The organism is Rahnella bonaserana, assembly GCF_019049675.1.
Taxonomy (GTDB): Bacteria; Pseudomonadota; Gammaproteobacteria; order Enterobacterales; family Enterobacteriaceae; genus Rahnella; species Rahnella bonaserana.
The window spans coordinates 123235-143590 of the sequence record NZ_JAFMOW010000058.1 but is presented as its reverse complement, the minus strand read 5'-3'; the positions used below and the strand labels follow the sequence as shown (position 1 = coordinate 143590).

The following is a 20356-nucleotide window of genomic DNA, read 5'->3' as shown; positions in this document are numbered from 1 at the left end:
TTTACACCCTTGAGAGTGACGACGTGTAGCCCGGAATCCGAATTAGCTGGAAGAATTGTCAGAAAGTGAAACAGGCTTTTTGACCTGAAACTGGCGGAACAGCTCACGACTTTTCAGGGGCTTGCCGCCAAGATAGGGTTTCAGTGCCATGCGGGTAAAACGTTTTGCAGCGCGCAGAGTGGAAGCATCCGGGAAATCACGGCTGGCCAGCGCTTTCAAATCACGCCCGGTGAAGCTGGAATTATCAATCACCAGACTGGCGATGAAGCCTTTTTCTTCACGATAGCGGTAGGTCATGGTGTCGCTAACTTCTTCCCCACTGCCCGCGCAATGCAGGAAATCGACGCCGTAGCCCAGATGGTGTAACAGTGAGAGTTCGAACTGACGCAAAGCGTACTCAGGTGAACCGCTGGCGCTGGCAAGATTTTGCAGACAATTAAGATAGTCGAAGAATAACGAAGAGTAATTCGCTTCCTGCTCAAGCACGCGGGAAACAAGCTCGTTGACGTACAGGCCGCTGTAAAGCATCAGACCGGAAAGGGGAAGTGCCAGTGAAACCGGCTCGGCATTGCGCAGGGTTTTGACTTCTCCCCGCCCGCTCCAGCGAACCAGCAGAGGCGTAAAAGGCTGCAAGCAGCCTTTTAGATTGGACCGGCGGCCACGCGCACCTTTAGCCAGTATGCGTACCCGCCCTTGTCCCTCAGTGAATAAATCCAGCATGAGACTGGTTTCACTGTAAGGTCGCCCATGCAAAACAAATGCGCGTTGCCAGCCTTCCATAGGCGCGGACCTTATAAGTCGTCTACATAACCCAGACTGCGCAGCGCACGTTCGTCATCTGCCCAGCCGGATTTGACCTTAACCCACAATTCAAGATGAACTTTCGCTTCAAACATGTTTTCCATGTCCTGGCGGGCTTCAATGCCAATCGTCTTGATTTTAGAGCCTTTATTGCCGATAACCATTTTCTTCTGGCCTTCACGTTCTACCAGAATCAGGCCATTGATGTCGTAACCACCACGTTCATTGCTGACGAAGCGTTCTATTTCAACGGTCACGGAATACGGCAGCTCTTCGCCCAGGAAACGCATCAGTTTTTCACGGATGATTTCAGAGGCCATAAAGCGCTGTGAACGGTCAGTAATGTAATCTTCCGGGAAGTGGTGAACCGCTTCCGGGAGACGTTTACGCACCAGAGCCGCGATGGTATCTACGTTCATTCCCTTCTCAGCTGAGATAGGTACGATATCGACGAAGTTCATCTGCTCGCTCAGGAATTGCAAATGTGGCAGCAATTTGGACTTATCGGTGACGTTATCAATCTTGTTGATTGCCAGCAGAACCGGTGATTTCAAATCACGCAGTTTGTTGACCACCATTTCGTCATCGGGTGTCCAGTGAGTGCCTTCCACCACGAAGATCACCAGTTCCACATCACCAATCGAGCTGCTTGCAGCACGGTTCATCAGACGGTTAATGGCACGCTTTTCTTCGATGTGCAGCCCAGGGGTGTCCACGTAGATAGCCTGATATGGCCCTTCAGTGTGAATACCCATGATGCGGTGACGCGTGGTTTGCGGTTTGCGGGAAGTAATGGAGATTTTCTGCCCCAATAATTCATTCAGCAAGGTAGATTTACCGACGTTAGGACGGCCTACGATTGCAACAAAACCACAGTAATTCTTTTCTTCGCTCATTCAAGCTCCAGCTGTATCAGCGCTTGTTCCGCTGCCGCCTGCTCGGCTTTACGGCGGCTTGAACCGGTTCCTACAACCGGCTGGCTCAAGCCACTGACCTGGCAGTGGATGGTAAACTCCTGATCGTGCGCTTCACCGCGAACCTGCACAACCAGATAAGAAGGCAACGGCAGATGACGACCTTGCAAAAACTCCTGTAAACGGGTTTTTGGGTCTTTCTGCTTATCACCGGGACTGATTTCGTCTAAACGACTACGGTACCAATCGAGAATCAGCTTTTCGACGGTCTGGATATCACTGTCCAGGAACACGCCGCCAATGAGTGCCTCCACCGTATCCGCAAGAATCGACTCGCGGCGGAAACCACCACTTTTCAATTCGCCCGGCCCTAAGCGTAAGCATTCGCCGAGATCGAATTCACGTGCCATTTCAGCTAACGTATTTCCACGTACCAGCGTGGCACGCATACGACTCATATCGCCCTCGTCTACACGAGGAAAGCGATGGTACAGCGCGTTAGCTATTACATAACTAAGAATTGAGTCACCCAGGAACTCTAAACGCTCATTGTGTTTACTGCTTGCGCTGCGGTGAGTCAGTGCCTGCAATAAAAGCTCCTGCTGTTGAAAAGTGTAGCCCAGCTTCCGCTGAAGCCTGTTTATTACGATGGGATTCATGAGTTACCAATAGATCAAGAATGCGTCAAAAACTTCAGCATACGGAACAGGCCTGCTTCGCCCTAAGCCAATCCAAAGCTGTTTCGTTTGCAGTGGCTCCTCCTGTTCGTTTTAAATAAAAACGTAAAATCAGGGGAGCCAACTTTTATCGCCCGAAAGGATATTCTACAACGAGTGGAAATATAATGCTGCGCTAACGGGCACCATTAATTAATGAATTCCACCGATACGGCTTAAACGAACACCGGTAGGCCATTCACCTTCCTGTTTTTTAAAGCTCATCCAAATTGCAGACGCTTTACCCACTAAATTCTTTTCAGGTACAAAACCCCAATAACGGCTGTCAGCGCTGTTATCACGGTTATCGCCCATCATGAAATAATGACCAGCAGGAACGACCCATGTCCCCAGCGGCTGACCCGGTTGCTGATAATACGCACCCAGTTGGTCACGCGCACCCGGCACAGTCAGAATACGATGCGTCACATTGCCGAGCGTTTCGTTGCGCTGAACCAGACGAACACCGTCCTGCGGAACATTACCTGTCGGTGGCGTCTCAAAGAAACCACTGCTGGCTTCGCCACCAGAAGACTGACCAAATGTCTGCACAAAATCGCTGGCAACGCCGGTGTCATAAGTCACCGCCAGAGCCGTGTTACAATTTTTGCCGCTTTCGCAGGCTGGCTGAACTGTCACCTGCTTGCTGAACGGATCGTACGTCACGCGGTCGCCCGGCAAACCGACCAGACGTTTGATATAGTCCACGCTTGGATTGAGCGGGTATTTAAATACCACCACATCGCCGCGTTTTGGTTCACCGGTCGGGATAAGCTTAGTCTGGGTAATAGGATCCTTCAGACCATAGGCATATTTCTCAACCACAATGAAATCGCCAATAAGCAACGTTGGCATCATTGAGCCGGATGGGATCTGGAACGGTTCATAAATAAATGAACGCACCACAAACACCACTAACAATACCGGGAATACAGACGCACAGGTTTCCACCCAGCCTGGCTGCTTCGCGACTTTGCTCAGCGTTGTATCATCAACCGCCCCGCCCGTTTCAGCCTTAATTTTCGCAATTTTAGCCCGGCGTGCAGGTGCCAGCTTAAAACGATCAAGGCACCAGATAATCCCTGAAACCAGCGTTGCAACCGCCAGGATCAGGGCAAACATGTTAGCCATGCATACTCCCTACAACTCAATGAGGATTTATTTGCTTTCTTTACCCACGTGAAGAATGGCCAGGAACGCTTCCTGTGGTAACTCAACGTTACCCACTTGTTTCATGCGTTTCTTACCGTCTTTCTGCTTCTGCAGAAGTTTCTTCTTACGGCTGACGTCACCGCCATAACATTTGGCGAGAACGTTTTTACGTAATTGCTTCACGGTGGAACGGGCAATGATGTGAGCACCAATTGCCGCCTGAATAGCAATGTCGAACTGCTGACGCGGGATCAGTTCCTGCATCTTCTCAACCAACTGGCGTCCACGGAACTGTGAATTGCCACGGTGAGTAATCAGCGCCAGTGCATCCACACGGTCGCCGTTGATTAGAACATCAACACGTACCATGTCAGAAGCCTGAAAACGTTTGAAATTGTAATCGAGGGACGCATAGCCACGCGACGTTGACTTCAGACGGTCGAAGAAATCGAGCACCACTTCAGCCATCGGGATTTCATACGTCAGCGCAACCTGATTGCCGTGATAGACCATATTGGTCTGCACACCACGTTTCTCAATACACAGGGTGATCACGCTGCCCAGGTATTCCTGTGGCATCAGCATGTGACACTCAGCGATTGGCTCGCGCAATTCCAGAATGTTATTCAGCGCCGGAAGTTTAGACGGGCTGTCGACATAAATGGTTTCGTTGCCGGTGGTCAGAACTTCGTACACAACGGTCGGTGCCGTGGTGATCAAATCCAGATCGTATTCACGCTCCAGACGTTCCTGAATGATTTCCATGTGCAACAGACCGAGGAAGCCACAGCGGAAACCAAAGCCCAGCGCGGTGGAGCTTTCCGGTTCATAGAACAAGGAAGCATCGTTGAGGCTCAGTTTGCCTAACGCATCACGGAAGTTTTCATAGTCATCGGAACTGACAGGGAAAAGACCGGCATATACCTGAGGTTTCACTTTTTTGAAACCAGGCAAAGCCTTTTCTGCTGGCTGACGTGCCAGTGTCAGGGTATCGCCCACGGGTGCGCCGAGGATGTCTTTGATAGCACATACCAGCCAGCCTACTTCGCCGCAGTTTAAAATGTCTTTATCAACACGTTTAGGCGTGAAGATACCCAGACGATCGGCGTTATACACCTGTCCGGTACTCATTACTTTGATTTTGTCGCCCTTTCTCATGGTGCCGTTTTTGATACGAACCAGAGAAACCACGCCAAGATAGTTGTCGAACCAGGAGTCGATGATCAAGGCCTGCAATGGCGCATCGGGATCACCTTCCGGTGGCGGAACATCACGCACCAGACGCTCCAGAACTTCAGGCACACCCACACCGGTTTTTGCTGAACAACGGACAGCATCCGTGGCATCAATGCCCACGATGTCTTCGATTTCTTGTGCTGCGCGATCAGGATCAGCGGCAGGCAAATCGATTTTGTTCAGAACCGGAACTACTTCCAGATCCATTTCCATCGCGGTGTAGCAGTTCGCCAGCGTCTGCGCTTCTACGCCCTGCCCCGCATCCACAACCAGCAATGCGCCTTCACAGGCGGCCAGTGAGCGGGAAACTTCGTAGGAGAAGTCGACATGTCCGGGGGTATCGATAAAGTTCAGGTGGTAAACCTGCCCATCTTTCGCTTTGTAATCGAGCGTCACGCTCTGCGCTTTGATGGTGATACCGCGCTCACGCTCAAGATCCATAGAATCGAGAACCTGCGCTTCCATTTCACGATCGGACAAGCCGCCGCAAATTTGAATAATACGGTCTGACAGCGTCGACTTACCGTGGTCAATGTGGGCAATAATGGAGAAATTTCGTATATGCTTCATTATAAAAGTTTTTCTACCTTGGTATTTCTGAATCATTCGCCATGAACATACAGCGACGGTTTGTAGGTTGGCTGTCTTTCGCCTAAGTCGCAGCATTCTACATGCCAGCACCGTGAAAACCTAGTCTCGGTACATCCTAACTCCAGATTATGCGTGCTTTTTCTGAAGTAAATCCCCACATTTTCATTTGTTTTCATTTCCGCACTGATCTTTCCCCCTCGCCTTTCCCTTTTTCTGACATTTTCTCTTTGTTTTCTGGTACAGGCTGGTTTTAGGAAAATCCCCATATACAAATTTGCCCTCCAGAACCTAATATATTGTTATAAAAGAAAATACATTATTTCAGTCCACAAAGTTTTAATTCTCATTCTTCCTTATTCATTTTTTATTTTAATTCAATCCGGTCACAAGGTTATCAATATGATCAATGAAGGGCGGCTGCTCAGTCAGCATGGCTTTGCCAAAGCCAACTCTTGGATCACTCTGGTCCTGTCAGTGCTTTTACTGGTCGGCGGTGCCGTGCAAATCGCTTTCTTCCTCGCCTTCGGCCATACCGCTGACGGGCTGCACAGTGTGGTGGTATCTGCCCTGCTGAGTATCGCGCTCGGTGTCGTACTTATTTTATTGAGGCGTTTGATTCGACCGAACCAGGTCTATCAGCTTCATGAAAATGGTATTTTGGTTATAAGCCAGCTCGATAAAAAGAACCGGTTTATTCCGTTCGACAGGATCTCGGATATATACCGTTTCAGAACGGGTAAATATACTCGTCGTATTTTAAATACGATGATGTTCCGTGAGGAGAATAGCAAAACATGGCACCGGATTACGCCGAACATTGCTAATTCAGAACGCCTGATTGATGTTATTAAAAATGAGCAACTGATGTTTCGTGGTCCCTGGGCATTAAATACCCTGGCACAGGGCGGAGACATTCTTTTTACCTGCATGGTAAATTCGCACTGCGGACTGAAACGGTTTATCGGCTCTAACCTTCTGACAATGAACGAGAAAAGGATCCGATTGAGTGCCCTGATGCTGACCACCGATGAAGGGAAAACAATACCGGTAGAAGACATTCAGTTTATCAGCGGGGGGAGTAACAGCCCATTAATCAGATTGCTCGATAAACATGGCCGGATTTTGTTCTCCGTTGCCTATACTTCACTCTCAAGTGCCGATCTTTTCATCGCCCTGATTGAGCATATGATTCAAAACCGGATACCGGTCAGAAATTAAAAATGCCACTGACCCGGCTGAGTCAGTGGCATTCAATTCGCTTTTGCATCAATCTGATGTGTGACGAAAGCAGATATTACAAAGGAAGCTCGTTATCAGCTGAATAACGAAATGCATTGGGAGGTAATCCCACTTGCAAAACCACCGGCTGATAACCGGATTTTCCGTCGACTTTTGCGGCCAGTGCTTTGGCAATGATAAAGCCCAATCCGCCACCCAGCACGGCACCGATCACTGCGTACATGTCTGCTTTAAACAGAGCCTGCAGTATTCCGCCTCCGGCAATCACCCCAAAAAGCGGTGTCATATAGACCAGAAATGCAGAACGCAACAAACTGCCCTCAGGTATTCCCAGTTCAACTTTTTGACCCGGCTCCAGCGGCTCAGCAAAGCTGACCTGAAGATTGTGGCCAGTCTGTGGTCCAAGTTCATTCAGCACCCGGGCACCACAACCTGAACGTGAATGGCAGCTACTGCAACCCGACTGCGTTTCACAGCGCAGTGATGCAATACCGTTTTGCCACGACACCACAGTGGCCCATTCTTTCATCATAAAATCACCCGGATTTTTTTAGCCAAAACTCATTTTGCAGAGAAAACAATACTGTCAGCAATACGTTTTGCGGTGGAAGGCGGCAATTCACCGACGACAGTAATCTCATTCCCGTTACGAACTTCCGTTTGTACGGTTCTGCGCCCTTGTCTGATCAACTGTTCAGAAGGACCATTTGTGGTTGCACTGATATTGACAGAGAAGCTGAACAATCCATCAGTGTACAACCGGGATTCTATCGTGACTGGCATATTTGGCAAGTTTCTGCGACTGCTCGCGACTTCAGCTACGCCCGCCGGAAGCCATTTCACCTGCCAGCCAAACTTTACCTGCTCAGAAGCAGGCAAGGAAAGTACCGGAGGCAAACTGGCTTTCTCGAGATCAGCAAGAACGTCGACGACCTGCTGACCATCATAAAAACTGATGACCCGGAACTGTTCCAGCGTTTCACCGTCCCGGTCTAATAAGTCGACACGCATCGGTAACTTCGTCTGCTCATCAACCCAGATAACATAGCTGAACCTTGTGCCATCACGCGAAACCACGCGGATCACCTGGCTCAGACGGTCTGCAGCACGCGCGCGACCTACGGCGATGAAATCATAGTATTTTGACAGCAGGGAGAAATCGCTGAATACAATGGAAGGCAGCGAATCAACAATATGATCGCCATCCAGAGTAAAAGGCTGAAGCCCGGTCTCGAAGTAGCTGATGTCTTTTCCGCGCTGGACAATTTCACGGCGCGGACCATCCATCAGTACCAGTTGAGCGAGCGAGGATTGATCAGAAACAGCATGACGATAGCGAAAGGAATCAATCCCTTGCTTCGTGATGTTGATAAAACCCATTTCATAATTCAGCGACTGACTGGCTTTGCCCATCCCTTGTAATAACGCCTCGGAAGTGGGATCTGCCGAGGCGATACTTGGAGTAAGCAGGCTGCCCGTCACTAAACAAGCGGCAAACCAAAATTGCTTCATTACTGCGTTTGCGTTCCTAAAGACTGAGTTCCTGGGACCTGAACAGCGGCTTGCTGTGGAGTAACAGGTTCGAGCTGGAGCTGCTCAGAATGCAAGCGGCGTTGCAGTTCGTAATCCTGCAACATAGCATTGATACGCTTACGTTGCTCCTGCACATTTTGTTGCCCGCTGGTGGTATTGCCTTCATTTGGCACGCCGAAGCTGACCGGAGAGGCTTTACCCATCATTGGCAAGGTATTAAATGCCGGCGTTTCCGGAGAAGCGCCCGATGCGTCAGGTTGGTTATAGTGCTGCACACCGACGATCACGGCCAGCGATACGCAAGCAGCCACACCAACCTGAGTCAGCTGGCTCGCCCAAGGGCGCACCTTCTGCCAGAAAGGCATTTTTTGCCAGGTATGAGGCTGAGGCTGCGATTCTGTTGCAGAACCCGGCACCAGTTTAACCGGCTCGTTTGCCAGCGCTGCGGCCACACGGTCTGCGATATCCAGATGCACCACATTCCCAATATCACCGCGTAAGGTATCGCGGATCAAATGATAACTCTGCCAGTCTTGCTGAAGCTTAGAATCTGTTGATAAAGAACTTAACAGTTCAGAATCAATGGCTTCACCATCCATCAGAGCGGAAAGCTTTTCTTTCTGCATGCCTAAGTACCCTTCCTGTGTCCGTCATCTCTAACGCTGGATGAGCGGTTGAACCTTGTTATCAATTGCTTCCCGGGCACGGAATATACGGGATCTTACCGTACCCACCGGACAATCCATGATGGCGGCTATTTCTTCGTAGCTCAATCCATCTAACTCCCTTAAGGTGATCGCCATGCGAAGATCTTCAGGAAGCGCTTCAATAGTACGGAAAACTATCTGCCGTAATTCTTCAGACAACATTAAGTTCTCAGGGTTCGAAATTTCTTTCAGGGCACCGCCACTTTCGAAATTCTCGGCTTCGTTCGCATCGACATCACTGGATGGCGGACGACGCCCCTGAGCGACCAGATAATTTTTGGCTGTGTTAACTGCTATACGATACAGCCAGGTATAAAAAGCACTGTCGCCGCGGAAAGATTCCAGCGCGCGATACGCTTTGATAAAAGATTCCTGAACCACATCAGGCACATCGCCTTGTGGCACGTAGCGGGATACAAGGCTCGCTACCTTATGCTGGTAACGAATAACCAGTAAATTGAACGATTTTTGATCACCCTTCTGGACCCGCTCAACCAGAACTTGATCGGCTAACTGCTCGCTCATCCGAGGTAAAATCTCCCCAAAACCTTCTCCGCGCTTAGAATCGTACTGCCAGCTTTCATCATTATATTCCTGAGCAAGTACTGCTTGGAGTTCACATGGAACCATAAGTTCCACATCGCCATTGTTTTTTCTATTGAAGCCTTAAGCCCGTGGCTTTTGCACGGAGGTTTAGGCTAACATGAATTTCCCTCTTCTTCTGCAAACATCATACGTTATGCAACCTTCATCTGAATTTGTTAGCGATGTATTGATAATCGGAAGTGGCGCTGCGGGCCTTTCTTTGGCTTTGCGACTTGCAGACCACTGTCACGTCACTGTTCTCAGTAAAGGCCCTCTCAACGAAGGCTCTACATTTTACGCCCAGGGCGGGATTGCCGCCGTTTTCGACGAAGCAGACAGCATTGCCTCACATGTTGATGACACATTAATTGCCGGCGCAGGCTTATGCGATAAAGAAGCTGTTGAATTTATCGCCAGTAACGCACGTCATTGTGTGCAGTGGTTGATCGACCAGGGCGTCCTGTTTGATACCGAAACCAACGCGAGTTCAGAAGAGCGTTATCATCTGACACGCGAAGGGGGTCACAGCCACCGTAGGATCCTGCATGCTGCTGATGCTACAGGTAAAGAAGTAGAGACTACGCTGGTGGGGAAAGCAAGGGCACACGCCAATATTTGCGTGAAAGAACGCTATAATGCCGTTGATTTAATTACCTCAAGCAAACTCGGATTACCGGGCACGCAGCGCGTCGTTGGCGCCTATGTCTGGAACCGCGATAAAGAGCATGTTGAAACACTGCGCGCCAAAGCCGTGGTTCTGGCCACAGGCGGTGCTGCTAAGGTGTATCAGTACACCACCAACCCGGATATCTCTTCCGGCGATGGCGTCGCCATGGCGTGGCGTGCCGGTTGTCGTGTTGCCAATCTGGAATTCAATCAGTTCCACCCGACCTGCCTTTATCATCCTCAGGCGCGTAACTTCCTGCTGACCGAAGCCTTGCGTGGCGAAGGCGCCCTGCTCAAACGTCCCGATGGCACCCGCTTTATGCCGGATTTCGATGAACGAGGCGAACTGGCTCCGCGTGATGTCGTTGCGCGAGCTATTGACCATGAAATGAAACGTCTCGGCGCGGACTGCATGTATCTCGATATCAGCCATCGGCCGCCGGAATTCATTAAGCATCATTTTCCGATGATTGATGAAAAGCTGCAATCGCTGGGCATCGATCTGACCACACAACCCATCCCGATTGTGCCGGCTGCGCATTACACCTGCGGCGGTGTGATGGTTGATCAGCATGGGCGCACCGATCTCGACGGTTTGTATGCCATAGGCGAAGTCAGCTATACCGGTCTGCATGGCGCTAACCGTCTGGCTTCTAACTCACTGCTGGAATGCGTGGTGTATGGCTGGTCTGCAGCGGAAGACATTATTAAGCGTTTGCCTCATGCCAAACTGGCGAAAAACATTCCGCAGTGGGATGAAAGCCGGGTGGACAATTCCGATGAGCAGGTTGTCATTCAGCATAACTGGCATGAGTTGCGCCTGTTTATGTGGGACTACGTTGGGATTGTGCGCACAACGAAACGTCTTGAGCGCGCGCTGCGCCGCATCATGACGCTGCAACAGGAAATTGACGAGTACTACGCCAACTTCCGTATTTCCAATAATCTGCTGGAATTGAGAAATCTGGTACTGGTGGCGGAACTTATCGTTCGCAGCGCGCTGGAGCGCAAAGAAAGTCGCGGCCTGCATTTCACGCTCGATTATCCGGATTTACAGGAAAACCCGCAGCCCACGATTTTGCAGCCATAGAATGTGTAGCAAGAGTATTTGAAGCAAAAGCATCGGGAGAGTGCGAAGGATCGCACTTTTCGAATGCTTCACTCCGTTTGCTTCACCTCATTAATAGTTCAGATAAAAATCAGTGATCAGCGCACAAAATTCTTCACTGTAAACGCCTTCCGCTTTTCGCAGCGCCAGTTCCTCATCTGTCCGTTCAACAGATTGTCTTGATAATGTCAGCAGTAAACGGTTAAGCGGTTTACCCGGCCGATCGCGGACCGCCATTCGCCACGCACTGAACCAACCTTTCTGGTGAGCCAGAGCTTCAAACGCCAGACCGATGTCATAAGGCAGAACAACGCTGAACAGCCCTTCCGGCGCGATCAGCTTTTGCGCACATTCCAGTAATGCCTCATGTGTCAGAGTTTCTGTGTAACGGGCCGCATTACGGGCTTCATCACGGCAGGCAACGGCCGATTCAAAATAAGGCGGATTGCTGACAATCAGATCATACTGAGCAGGATGTTTTTGCGCGTACTCATTAATATCCTGCGCATGGACTGACAATCTTTGCGCCCAGACAGATTCACGGAAGTTTTCAGCTGCCTGTCCGGCAGCCGCTGGTTCCAGTTCTACGGCATCGATAAAAGTATGAGATTCGCTGCGCTGTGCCAGCATCATCGCAATCAGACCGCTGCCACAGCCAATATCAAGGACACGCCGTGCCTGACTGACCGGCGCAGTCGCACCCAACAGAACACCGTCAGTGCCGACTTTCATCGCGCAACGGTCGTGCGCGACAAAAAACTGTTTAAAGGTAAATCCATTACGCCGTAAAGGCTGTGCGGAACTGACTTCTTTTGTCACTCATTTCACCGTAATAACGCCAGCCAGCAGGGCCGGGAACGAAAACTGTCGTAGCATAGGGCAAAGAGAAGCAGAGTAAAAGCCACGTAATCCGCTTAAATAGGTGAAGATCGCGTCTAACACGTCTATAATCGGCGCCCCAAGTAGAGGTAGACCATGACTGTAACCACTTTTTCCGAACTCGAACTCGATGAACGCCTGATTGAAGCCCTTGGCGACAAAGGCTATAGCCGTCCTACTGTCATTCAGGCAGAGGCCATTCCGCCAGCAATGGACGGACGCGATGTGTTGGGTTCGGCTCCTACCGGCACCGGCAAAACAGCGGCATTCCTGCTGCCTGCATTGCAGCATTTGCTGGATTTCCCGCGTAAGAAATCTGGTCCGCCACGAATTCTGATCCTCACGCCAACCCGTGAACTTGCCATGCAGGTTGCTGAACAGGCGCGTGAGTTAGCCAAACATACCGAACTGGATATCGCGACTATCACCGGCGGTGTGGCGTATATGAACCATGCCGAAGTGTTCAGCGAAAACCAGGATATTGTTGTCGCGACAACGGGTCGTTTGCTGCAATACATTAAAGAAGAAAACTTCGACTGCCGCGCAATCGAAACGTTGATCCTCGACGAAGCCGACCGCATGCTGGATATGGGTTTTGCTCAGGACATCGAAACAATTTCTGCCGAAGCACGCTGGCGCAAACAGACGTTGTTGTTCTCCGCAACGCTGGAAGGGGAAGCCATCCGTGAATTTGCAGAGCGCATTCTGACTGAGCCGGTAGAAATCGAAGCCGACCCATCACGCCGCGAACGCAAAAAAATCCTGCAATGGTATTACCGTGCCGATGACCTGGCGCATAAGACCCAGATGCTGATCCATTTGCTGAAGCAGGAAGACGTCACTAAATCGGTGATCTTCGTGCGTAAGCGCGAGCGTGTACATGAGCTGGTAGCCTGGTTGCGCGAGGCAGGAATTAATTCCTGCTATCTCGAAGGCGAAATGGTGCAGGTTAAGCGTACCGAAGCGGTTAAACGTATGGTCGAAGATCGCGTTAACGTGCTGGTTGCCACCGACATCGCCGCGCGCGGTCTGGATATCAACGACATCAGCCACGTCTTCAACTTTGACCTGCCACTGACCGCTGATATCTATCTGCACCGCATCGGCCGTACCGGTCGTGCTGGCCGCAAAGGTACCGCGATTTCCTTCGTGGAAGCACATGACCATCTGCTGCTCGGTAAAATTGGTCGTTATCTCAATGAACCGCTGAAACCGCGCGTGCTGGACGAATTCCGTCCGAAAACCAAAGCACCAAGCGAGAAAGTGACCGGTAAGCCATCGAAGAAAGTACTGGCGAAACGTAAAGAGAAGCAGAAAGCTGCGCAGGAAAAATCGAAGGTGAAAGTGAAAGTTCGCCATCGTGACAGCAAAAACGTCGGCAAACGCCGCGTTAAACCTGACGCGGCAAAAGACGCTTCTTAAGAAGCCACTGGCTAATTTGATGCAAAGAAAAACCGCCCCGAAAGGCGGTTTTTTTATATCCGTAAATCAGCGGAGCCTGAAAGGCCTGGCAGCGATTACAGACTTTCAGTGAAAGTACGGGTAATCACATCACGCTGCTGTTCAGCAGTCAGTGAATTGAAACGTACCGCATAGCCAGACACACGAATAGTCAGCTGTGGGTATTTTTCAGGATGTTTAACCGCATCTTCCAGCGTTTCGCGACGCAGTACGTTAACGTTCAGGTGCTGACCACCTTCCACGCGCACAGTAGGCTGAACTTCCATTGGCACTTCACGATATTCAAACTTGCCAAGATCGCTTACAGCTACAATCTGGTCTTCCGCAAAACCCGCTTTTGCACACACACAGCGAGCTTCTGCTTTTTCATCGTCGAGCAGCCAGAAAGAGTTTTTCAGCGCTTCGTTGTCGGTTTTAGTAATTTGGATCCCGGTGATCATATGTTGCCTCCAAGTTGGCTACGATACTGTTAATCGATTGATGTCAGGTCGAACTACAACCTGATTTCCTGTTGTCAGATATAACAGCAGAGCACCCTGCATTCTTTGATAAATATCAATCTTTTCCATGTGGGTATTTCTGACCTACGGCATATTTATGTTTTATATCAATTTTTCCAAGGCACCTGATTAAATTATTTTTGTAAATTATCAACAAATTTTGCATAGAACGTTAAGTTGCAGATATGCCTCAGCAAAAGCTCACGCGGGTTTCACTCAACAGGATGAGCAGGTAAGCTACTGCCAGTTTAAAATTACCTTCAAAAGGAGAGCGTCAATGTCCACTACTCTCACCTGGCATGACGTGATTGGTCAGGAAAAAGAACAACCCTACTTCGTTGATACATTGAAGTTTGTCGCGGCAGAACGCGCGGCCGGTAAAACTATTTATCCTCCGCAGCATGATGTGTTTAATGCCTTCCGCTCCACCGAGCTGGCAGACGTCAAAGTGGTGATCCTCGGGCAGGATCCTTACCATGGCCCCAATCAGGCTCACGGATTATCCTTTTCTGTACGCCCGGGGATCCCTGCCCCACCATCTTTAGTGAACATGTATAAAGAACTGGCTACTGATATTCCAGGCTTCGAAAGACCTGCTCACGGCTATTTGCAGAGCTGGGCTGATCAGGGCGTGCTGTTGCTGAATACCGTTTTGACCGTCGAAGGCGGTCAGGCGCATTCACATGCCAAACTGGGCTGGGAAACCTTTACCGACAAAGTCATTGCCGCGCTGAACGAAAATCGTGAAGGGATTGTCTTTTTGCTGTGGGGCTCTCACGCGCAAAAGAAAGGTAATATTATCGACCGCCACCGCCATCATGTTTTGACAGCGCCGCACCCTTCTCCGCTTTCAGCACATCGCGGTTTCCTCGGATGTAAACACTTCTCGCAGGCGAATGCCTTACTGGAACAACAGGGATTGGCACCCATTGACTGGGTGCCTGTATTACCCGAACAGGCATAAAAAAGAGGCACCCGCGAAGGTGCCTCTTTTGTTTTATCAGTCTGCTAAAAACAGAATTAGGCTTTGGCTTTGGAAACCGCAACCATTGCCGGGCGTAACAGACGGCCATTCAGCGTATAACCTTTCTGCATCACCATCATCACGTGATTAGGTTCCAGCTCTTCGGATTCCATCATCGTCATCGCCTGGTGCAGTTCCGGATTGAAAGGCACGTGGATGTCGCCCACGACTTCCATACCGAACTTACGCACGGCATCCAGCAGAGATTTCAGGGTCAGCTCGACGCCTTCAATCAAACCTGCCAGTTCTGAATTGGATTTATCAGCCAGATCCAAAGCACGTTCCAGATTATCGATAACAGGCAGCAGCTCACCGGAGAATTTCTCCAGAGCGAATTTATGTGCTTTCTCGATATCCAGTTCGGTACGACGACGGATGTTTTCCACTTCCGCTTTCGCACGCAACAGGCTGTCACGCTCACGCTGCTGGAGTTCTTTCAGCTGTGCTTCCAATTCAGCAATACGTTCATCGCGCGGGTCAACGACATCTGCCGCCTGGGTTTCCGCTTCCGCTTGCAGCTCTTGTTCCTGATTCAGTTCTTCAGAGACTTGCTCGTCAGGTGTCTTATGTTCTTTACTACTCATGAATCTCTCCGCGTTTTAGCATTAATCTTGCTACTTGGCTTATTATGGGGATCAAAACCGGGGTTTCAAGGTTTGGTTTTTAATGAAACCGGTCATAATGCAGGAGTCATCACAACCTGCTGAGGATAACCACAGCGATGAATAAAAAATTTGAGTGCATTGGGATTGTCGGACACCCTCGCCATCCTTCGGCACTTGCCACCCATGAAATGCTTTACCACTGGTTAATCTCAAAAGGTTATCAGGTTATTGTTGAGCGACAGGTGGCGCAAGATTTAGCACTGGAAGATGCCACCACAGGCAGTCTGGCAGAAATCGGCAAACTGGCTGATTTGGCCGTTGTTGTCGGCGGCGACGGTAACATGCTGGGCGCCGCACGCGTTCTGGCACGCTATGACATCAAAGTCATCGGCATCAACCGTGGCAACCTCGGTTTTCTGACCGATCTGGATCCTGATAACGCTTTGCAGCAACTCGATGACGTTCTGCAAGGCGAATACATCAGCGAACAACGTTTCCTGCTGGAGGCGATGGTACGCTGCAAAGACCAGCAATGTCGTGTAAGCACCGCCATCAATGAAGTCGTCCTTCATCCGGGGAAAGTCGCGCACATGATTGAATTTGAAGTCTATATTGACGACAAATTCGCTTTCTCCCAGCGTTCCGACGGTCTGATTATTTCGACACCAACCGGCTCAACCGCGTATTCGTTATCTGGCGGCGGTCCAATCCTGACGCCGACATTAGAAGCTATCGCGCTGGTGCCGATGTTCCCGCACACACTTTCTGCGCGCCCGCTGGTCATTAACAGCAGCAGTACGATTTGTTTGCGGTTCTCACACATGAGTAATGACCTGGAAATCAGCTGTGACAGCCAGATTGCCCTGCCGATCCAGCCGGGTGAAGAAGTGGTTATCCGCCGCAGCGACTTCCATCTGAATCTGATCCATCCGAAAGACTACAGTTATTTCAATACATTAAGCACAAAACTCGGGTGGTCCAAAAAACTGTTCTAATCTGATAAAAATAATTCGCCAGCCCCTTTACTGTATATAAAACCAGTTTATACTGTATGTAATTACAGGTCTGTTGTTATGTACAGGAAGGTGATCATGCTGGCGCAATTAACCATCAGTAACTTTGCCATTGTCCGCGAATTAGAAATCGATTTTCATGCCGGTATGACGGCAATCACCGGTGAAACCGGTGCCGGTAAGTCCATCGCTATCGATGCGCTCGGGCTTTGCCTTGGCAGTCGCGCAGACGGCAGCATGGTGCGTCTGGGGGCCAGTCGTGCAGATATCTGTGCGCGTTTCACGCTGGCTGATACACCTTCCGCAAAACACTGGCTGGCGGAAAACCAGCTTGACGAAGGGCTGGATTGTCTCCTGCGTCGCACTATCAGCAGCGATGGCCGTTCCCGCGGGTTTATCAACGGTACACCCGTTCCGCTTTCACAGCTTCGTGAACTGGGTCAGCACCTGATCCAAATACATGGACAACACGCCCATCAGCTTCTGCTCAAACCTGAGCATCAGAAAGATCTGCTCGATGCTTATTCTGATCAGCCCTTGCTGTTGGCTGAAATGCGTAAAGCTTACCAAAACTGGCATCAGAGCTGCCGGCAGCTGGCGCAATATCAGCAGCAAGTCAGCGAGCGCGAGTCGCGCCGCCAGTTGTTGCAGTATCAGTTGAAAGAACTGAACGAATTCGCTCCTCAGGCAGGTGAGTACGAACAAATCGATGAAGAATACAAACGTCTGGCAAACAGCGGGCAACTGCTTTCACTAAGCCAAAGCGCGCTGTATCTTCTGGCCGATGGCGAAGAGCAAAACATCGTAAGTTTGCTTTATACCGCACGTAATCAGCTGACTGAACTTGCTGAGCTCGACAGCAGAATGAACGATCTGATCGTCATGCTCGACGATGCCTCCATTCAGGTCAGCGAAGCCAGCGATGAACTGCGCCACTACAGTGAACGTCTGGATATGGATCCAAACCGCTTATACGAGCTGGAACAGCGCCTGTCCCGCCAGATGAATCTTGCGCGCAAGCATCATGTCAGCGCAGAAGAGCTGCCAGAATTGCATCGCCAGCTGCTTGAAGAACAACAGGCACTGGATGATCAGGAAACCAATCAGGCAGAACTGAGCGAAGCGGTACAGCGTCATTATCAGCAAGCCGTAACTATTGCTGAACAGCTGCACGAAAAACGTCAGTACTTCGCCGATGAACTCACACACCTGATCACCCAAAGCATGCAGGCACTTTCCATGCCGCACGGTAAATTCAATATTCAGGTGCAGTTCGAACCGGAACATCTGAACATGGAAGGGGCTGATCGTCTTGAATTCCAGGTCACCACCAACCCGGGACAACCGCTTCAGGCACTGGCCAAAGTGGCCTCCGGTGGTGAGCTATCCCGAATTGCGCTGGCAATACAGGTGATTACGGCGCAAAAAATGGAAACTCCGGCGCTTATCTTCGATGAAGTTGACGTCGGCATCAGCGGCCCAACTGCAGCCATTGTTGGCCGGTTGCTGCGCCAGTTGGGTGAATCAACGCAAGTTATGTGCGTTACTCACCTACCTCAGGTTGCAGGTTGCGGACATCAGCATTATTTTGTCAGCAAAGAAACCGACGGCGAAGTGACAGAAACGCAAATGAACCGGCTTGATAAAAAGGCGCGTTTGCAGGAACTGGCGCGTCTGCTGGGCGGAAGTGAAGTCACCCGAAACACGCTGGCCAATGCAAAAGAGCTGCTCGCTGCGTAAAAAGCTCAACTTTTTTACATTTAAGCGGTCATACAGGTGCCCCGCAAAGGTTTCAAACTGATGAAAGGTCTATTATCATCGGCATCTTATGCCCTAAAGGAATGTAATGACTATGCGCTGTAAAACGCTAACTGCCGCCGCTGTAGCTCTTGTAATGCTTACTGCGGGCTGTTCCACTCTGGAAAAGGTGGTTTATCGGCCTGATATCAACCAGGGGAATTACTTATCTCCTGCGGATGTTCAAAAAATTCATACCGGTATGACTAAACAACAAGTTGCTTATGTTCTTGGCACGCCGATGCTGCACGACCCGTTTGGCAGTGATGTTTGGTATTACGTGTTCCGTCAGGAGCCAGGCCACGAAGGTATAACACAGCAAACATTGACGCTGACCTTCAACCAGGCGGGTGAACTGACAAATATCGACAACAAACCGAAGTTGAGCGATCAAAAGTAAATCGCCCCGGTGTGATGGTCTCTGGTGAACACCAAAAATCATCTTTCAGGGTAAAAAAATAAGGCGCCTGAGGCGCCTTATTTTTTAGAACGTTCGGCGCGTATCCGCCGCAACTCTTTCGGGTCAGCAATTAATGGCCGGTAAATCTCGACACGATCTCCGTCATTCACCGTATCGGCAAGTTTCACCGGCCGGCTGTAGATACCCAACTTATTCTGTTTTAAATCGATATCACTGCGTAACTCAAGCAAACCGGAAGCCTTAACTGCCTGCTCCACGCTGCTCCCTTCTTGCAGTTTTACCGTGCGCAGATACTGACGCTCCGGCAGTGCATAAACCACTTCAACGCAGATCTCAGACACTGTAGACCTCTTTTGCGCGCAGCGTGAACGCCTGAACCATACTCCCTGCCAGTTCTTTAAAGATTTTCCCGAATGCTAACTCAATCAGTTTATTGGTAAATTCGAAATCGAGGCTAAGCTGAACTTTGCAAGCTTCCGGGCTGAGTTCGATGAAATCCCAGCCTCCGGTCAGTTTGCGGAAAGGACCATCAACCAGCTGCATATCAATGCGCTTATTGCTGATTAACGTATTTTTGGTTGTAAAAGTCTTACTGATCCCCGCTTTCGAAACATCAACGGCGGCGGTCATGGACGTATCGCTGTTTTCTAAAATGCGGCTGCCGGTACAACCGGGCAGAAACTGCGGATAGGCATCGACATCATTAACCAGGGTGTACATCTGCTCCACGCTGAAGGGTACAAGCGCAGAACGACTTATCTGTGGCATATCATTTTCCAGGTGTCATAAAACGTACAGATAATACCATTTATCCGCGCGGTAATGAAAACTACGAAGCACAGGTCGCCACAAACAGGAAAAACACCCCACTCTGACAGCGTGGGGATTTCAATCGGCATCGCTTACAGTATAATAAGTATCACTATGACAAAGAAAAAAGCACATAAACCCGGTTCCGCGACTATCGCGATGAACAAACGCGCTCGCCATGAATATTTCATTGAAGATGAAATCGAGGCGGGGCTTGCTTTGCAGGGATGGGAAGTCAAATCGATGCGTGCTGGTAAAGCAAACATCTCTGACAGCTATGTCACATTCCGCGACGGTGAAGCCTTTTTATTCGGCGCAACCATTCAACCTCTTAACGTGGCGTCGAGTCATATCGTCTGCGACCCAACCCGTACAAGAAAATTACTGCTGAAGAAGCGGGAGTTAGAAACGCTTTTCGGAAAAGTCAGTCGTGATGGTTACACCGTCGTGGCGCTGTCTTTGTACTGGAAAAATGCCTGGTCAAAAGTGAAGATCGGCCTGGCTAAAGGTAAGAAAGAGCACGACAAGCGCGATGACATTAAAGATCGTGAATGGAAAGTAGACAAAGCACGTATCATGAAGAACTCAAACCGCTAAG

The 20356-nt window shown here is 50.0% G+C and carries 22 protein-coding genes; 8 read left to right on the top strand and 14 right to left on the bottom strand.

Going from position 1 to position 20356, the window contains the following annotated elements:
* Window positions 1–42: 42 nt before the first annotated feature.
* From recO to lepA, 5 genes are all read right to left on the bottom strand, one after another.
* Window positions 43–780: a DNA repair protein RecO gene (gene recO / locus J1778_RS08515; RefSeq protein WP_217172798.1), complete on the bottom strand. Its 738-nt coding sequence runs from the start codon at window positions 778–780 to the stop codon at window positions 43–45.
* Between the two features lie 11 nt (window positions 781–791).
* Complete coding sequence (era, locus tag J1778_RS08510; protein WP_217172797.1) at window positions 792–1697, bottom strand: GTPase Era; 906 nt, start codon at window positions 1695–1697, stop codon at window positions 792–794.
* Window positions 1694–2374, bottom strand: coding sequence for a ribonuclease III (gene rnc / locus J1778_RS08505; RefSeq protein WP_015698392.1), 681 nt, complete (start codon window positions 2372–2374; stop codon window positions 1694–1696). Before rnc ends, era begins: the two co-directional genes overlap by 4 nt.
* Window positions 2375–2584: 210 nt before the next feature.
* Entirely contained in the window at window positions 2585–3562 is a 978-nt protein-coding gene (gene lepB / locus J1778_RS08500; RefSeq protein WP_217172796.1) for a signal peptidase I, read from the bottom strand.
* A 27-nt stretch (window positions 3563–3589) separates the two neighbouring features.
* Window positions 3590–5389, bottom strand: a complete 1800-nt coding sequence (gene lepA / locus J1778_RS08495; RefSeq protein ID WP_112288186.1) for a translation elongation factor 4 — start codon at window positions 5387–5389, stop codon at window positions 3590–3592.
* A 420-nt stretch (window positions 5390–5809) separates the two neighbouring features.
* On the opposite strand from lepA, the gene J1778_RS08490 reads away from it, so the two are divergent.
* Window positions 5810–6628, top strand: coding sequence for a DUF6585 family protein (locus J1778_RS08490; protein ID WP_217172795.1), 819 nt, complete (start codon window positions 5810–5812; stop codon window positions 6626–6628).
* Window positions 6629–6704: 76 nt separating this feature from the next.
* Here the strand turns inward: J1778_RS08490 and rseC are convergent, their stop codons facing one another.
* From rseC to rpoE, 4 genes are read right to left on the bottom strand one after another with little or no spacing between them, the layout of a single operon-like run.
* Window positions 6705–7181 (bottom strand): SoxR-reducing system protein RseC, encoded by a 477-nt coding sequence (gene rseC / locus J1778_RS08485; RefSeq protein WP_217172794.1) that lies wholly within the window; start codon window positions 7179–7181, stop codon window positions 6705–6707.
* Window positions 7182–7210: 29 nt separating this feature from the next.
* Window positions 7211–8161 (bottom strand): sigma-E factor regulatory protein RseB, encoded by a 951-nt coding sequence (rseB, locus tag J1778_RS08480; protein ID WP_217172793.1) that lies wholly within the window; start codon window positions 8159–8161, stop codon window positions 7211–7213.
* Complete coding sequence (gene rseA, locus J1778_RS08475; RefSeq protein WP_112288182.1) at window positions 8161–8808, bottom strand: anti-sigma-E factor RseA; 648 nt, start codon at window positions 8806–8808, stop codon at window positions 8161–8163. The genes rseB and rseA overlap by 1 nt, the downstream gene beginning before the upstream one ends.
* Window positions 8809–8838: 30 nt before the next feature.
* Window positions 8839–9414: an RNA polymerase sigma factor RpoE gene (gene rpoE, locus J1778_RS08470; protein ID WP_037040184.1), complete on the bottom strand. Its 576-nt coding sequence runs from the start codon at window positions 9412–9414 to the stop codon at window positions 8839–8841.
* 214 nt (window positions 9415–9628) lie between these two features.
* On the opposite strand from rpoE, the gene nadB reads away from it, so the two are divergent.
* Window positions 9629–11230: an L-aspartate oxidase gene (gene nadB, locus J1778_RS08465; protein WP_217172792.1), complete on the top strand. Its 1602-nt coding sequence runs from the start codon at window positions 9629–9631 to the stop codon at window positions 11228–11230.
* Between the two features lie 90 nt (window positions 11231–11320).
* On the opposite strand, the gene trmN is transcribed toward nadB, so the two are convergent.
* Window positions 11321–12067: a tRNA(1)(Val) (adenine(37)-N(6))-methyltransferase TrmN gene (trmN, locus tag J1778_RS08460; protein ID WP_420804070.1), complete on the bottom strand. Its 747-nt coding sequence runs from the start codon at window positions 12065–12067 to the stop codon at window positions 11321–11323.
* A 156-nt stretch (window positions 12068–12223) separates the two neighbouring features.
* Between trmN and srmB the strand changes: the two genes are divergently transcribed.
* On the top strand, window positions 12224–13549 hold the full coding sequence (gene srmB, locus J1778_RS08455; RefSeq protein WP_217172791.1) for an ATP-dependent RNA helicase SrmB: 1326 nt from the start codon (window positions 12224–12226) through the stop codon (window positions 13547–13549).
* 95 nt (window positions 13550–13644) lie between these two features.
* Here srmB and grcA read toward each other — a convergent pair whose 3' ends face one another.
* Window positions 13645–14028: an autonomous glycyl radical cofactor GrcA gene (gene grcA / locus J1778_RS08450; protein WP_112288177.1), complete on the bottom strand. Its 384-nt coding sequence runs from the start codon at window positions 14026–14028 to the stop codon at window positions 13645–13647.
* 337 nt (window positions 14029–14365) lie between these two features.
* Between grcA and ung the strand changes: the two genes are divergently transcribed.
* Entirely contained in the window at window positions 14366–15052 is a 687-nt protein-coding gene (ung, locus tag J1778_RS08445) for a uracil-DNA glycosylase (protein ID WP_217172790.1), read from the top strand.
* Between the two features lie 56 nt (window positions 15053–15108).
* On the opposite strand, the gene grpE is transcribed toward ung, so the two are convergent.
* Window positions 15109–15696, bottom strand: a complete 588-nt coding sequence (grpE, locus tag J1778_RS08440) for a nucleotide exchange factor GrpE (RefSeq protein WP_217172789.1) — start codon at window positions 15694–15696, stop codon at window positions 15109–15111.
* A gap of 137 nt (window positions 15697–15833) precedes the next feature.
* On the opposite strand from grpE, the gene nadK reads away from it, so the two are divergent.
* From nadK to bamE, 3 genes are all read left to right on the top strand, one after another.
* Window positions 15834–16712 (top strand): NAD(+) kinase, encoded by an 879-nt coding sequence (nadK, locus tag J1778_RS08435; protein ID WP_217172788.1) that lies wholly within the window; start codon window positions 15834–15836, stop codon window positions 16710–16712.
* Between the two features lie 96 nt (window positions 16713–16808).
* The gene (gene recN, locus J1778_RS08430; RefSeq protein ID WP_217172787.1) at window positions 16809–18470 is read left to right on the top strand and encodes a DNA repair protein RecN; all 1662 of its coding nucleotides are present in this window, start codon (window positions 16809–16811) and stop codon (window positions 18468–18470) included.
* Window positions 18471–18582: 112 nt separating this feature from the next.
* Window positions 18583–18927 (top strand): outer membrane protein assembly factor BamE, encoded by a 345-nt coding sequence (gene bamE / locus J1778_RS08425; RefSeq protein ID WP_120135278.1) that lies wholly within the window; start codon window positions 18583–18585, stop codon window positions 18925–18927.
* 77 nt (window positions 18928–19004) lie between these two features.
* On the opposite strand, the gene J1778_RS08420 is transcribed toward bamE, so the two are convergent.
* Window positions 19005–19289, bottom strand: a complete 285-nt coding sequence (locus J1778_RS08420) for an RnfH family protein (protein ID WP_217172786.1) — start codon at window positions 19287–19289, stop codon at window positions 19005–19007.
* Window positions 19282–19716 (bottom strand): type II toxin-antitoxin system RatA family toxin, encoded by a 435-nt coding sequence (locus tag J1778_RS08415; RefSeq protein WP_195823690.1) that lies wholly within the window; start codon window positions 19714–19716, stop codon window positions 19282–19284. Before J1778_RS08415 ends, J1778_RS08420 begins: the two co-directional genes overlap by 8 nt.
* A gap of 156 nt (window positions 19717–19872) precedes the next feature.
* On the opposite strand from J1778_RS08415, the gene smpB reads away from it, so the two are divergent.
* Window positions 19873–20355 (top strand): SsrA-binding protein SmpB, encoded by a 483-nt coding sequence (gene smpB, locus J1778_RS08410; RefSeq protein ID WP_217172785.1) that lies wholly within the window; start codon window positions 19873–19875, stop codon window positions 20353–20355.
* Window position 20356 lies beyond the last annotated feature (1 nt).

What these genes read in the sequence shown, in the direction of transcription:
- bamE (WP_120135278.1), top strand. Translation starts at nt 18,583, where the DNA reads ATGCGCTGTAAAACGCTAACTGCCGCCGCTGTAGCTCTTGTAATGCTT.
- ung (WP_217172790.1), top strand. Translation starts at nt 14,366, where the DNA reads ATGTCCACTACTCTCACCTGGCATGACGTGATTGGTCAGGAAAAAGAA.
- lepA (WP_112288186.1), bottom strand. Translation starts at nt 5,389, where the DNA reads ATGAAGCATATACGAAATTTCTCCATTATTGCCCACATTGACCACGGT.
- srmB (WP_217172791.1), top strand. Translation starts at nt 12,224, where the DNA reads ATGACTGTAACCACTTTTTCCGAACTCGAACTCGATGAACGCCTGATT.
- nadB (WP_217172792.1), top strand. Translation starts at nt 9,629, where the DNA reads ATGCAACCTTCATCTGAATTTGTTAGCGATGTATTGATAATCGGAAGT.
- smpB (WP_217172785.1), top strand. Translation starts at nt 19,873, where the DNA reads ATGACAAAGAAAAAAGCACATAAACCCGGTTCCGCGACTATCGCGATG.
- rseC (WP_217172794.1), bottom strand. Translation starts at nt 7,181, where the DNA reads ATGATGAAAGAATGGGCCACTGTGGTGTCGTGGCAAAACGGTATTGCA.
- recO (WP_217172798.1), bottom strand. Translation starts at nt 780, where the DNA reads ATGGAAGGCTGGCAACGCGCATTTGTTTTGCATGGGCGACCTTACAGT.
- rnc (WP_015698392.1), bottom strand. Translation starts at nt 2,374, where the DNA reads ATGAATCCCATCGTAATAAACAGGCTTCAGCGGAAGCTGGGCTACACT.
- J1778_RS08415 (WP_195823690.1), bottom strand. Translation starts at nt 19,716, where the DNA reads ATGCCACAGATAAGTCGTTCTGCGCTTGTACCCTTCAGCGTGGAGCAG.
- rseA (WP_112288182.1), bottom strand. Translation starts at nt 8,808, where the DNA reads ATGCAGAAAGAAAAGCTTTCCGCTCTGATGGATGGTGAAGCCATTGAT.
- nadK (WP_217172788.1), top strand. Translation starts at nt 15,834, where the DNA reads ATGAATAAAAAATTTGAGTGCATTGGGATTGTCGGACACCCTCGCCAT.
- grcA (WP_112288177.1), bottom strand. Translation starts at nt 14,028, where the DNA reads ATGATCACCGGGATCCAAATTACTAAAACCGACAACGAAGCGCTGAAA.
- grpE (WP_217172789.1), bottom strand. Translation starts at nt 15,696, where the DNA reads ATGAGTAGTAAAGAACATAAGACACCTGACGAGCAAGTCTCTGAAGAA.
- rpoE (WP_037040184.1), bottom strand. Translation starts at nt 9,414, where the DNA reads ATGAGCGAGCAGTTAGCCGATCAAGTTCTGGTTGAGCGGGTCCAGAAG.
- recN (WP_217172787.1), top strand. Translation starts at nt 16,809, where the DNA reads ATGCTGGCGCAATTAACCATCAGTAACTTTGCCATTGTCCGCGAATTA.
- lepB (WP_217172796.1), bottom strand. Translation starts at nt 3,562, where the DNA reads ATGGCTAACATGTTTGCCCTGATCCTGGCGGTTGCAACGCTGGTTTCA.
- rseB (WP_217172793.1), bottom strand. Translation starts at nt 8,161, where the DNA reads ATGAAGCAATTTTGGTTTGCCGCTTGTTTAGTGACGGGCAGCCTGCTT.
- era (WP_217172797.1), bottom strand. Translation starts at nt 1,697, where the DNA reads ATGAGCGAAGAAAAGAATTACTGTGGTTTTGTTGCAATCGTAGGCCGT.
- J1778_RS08490 (WP_217172795.1), top strand. Translation starts at nt 5,810, where the DNA reads ATGATCAATGAAGGGCGGCTGCTCAGTCAGCATGGCTTTGCCAAAGCC.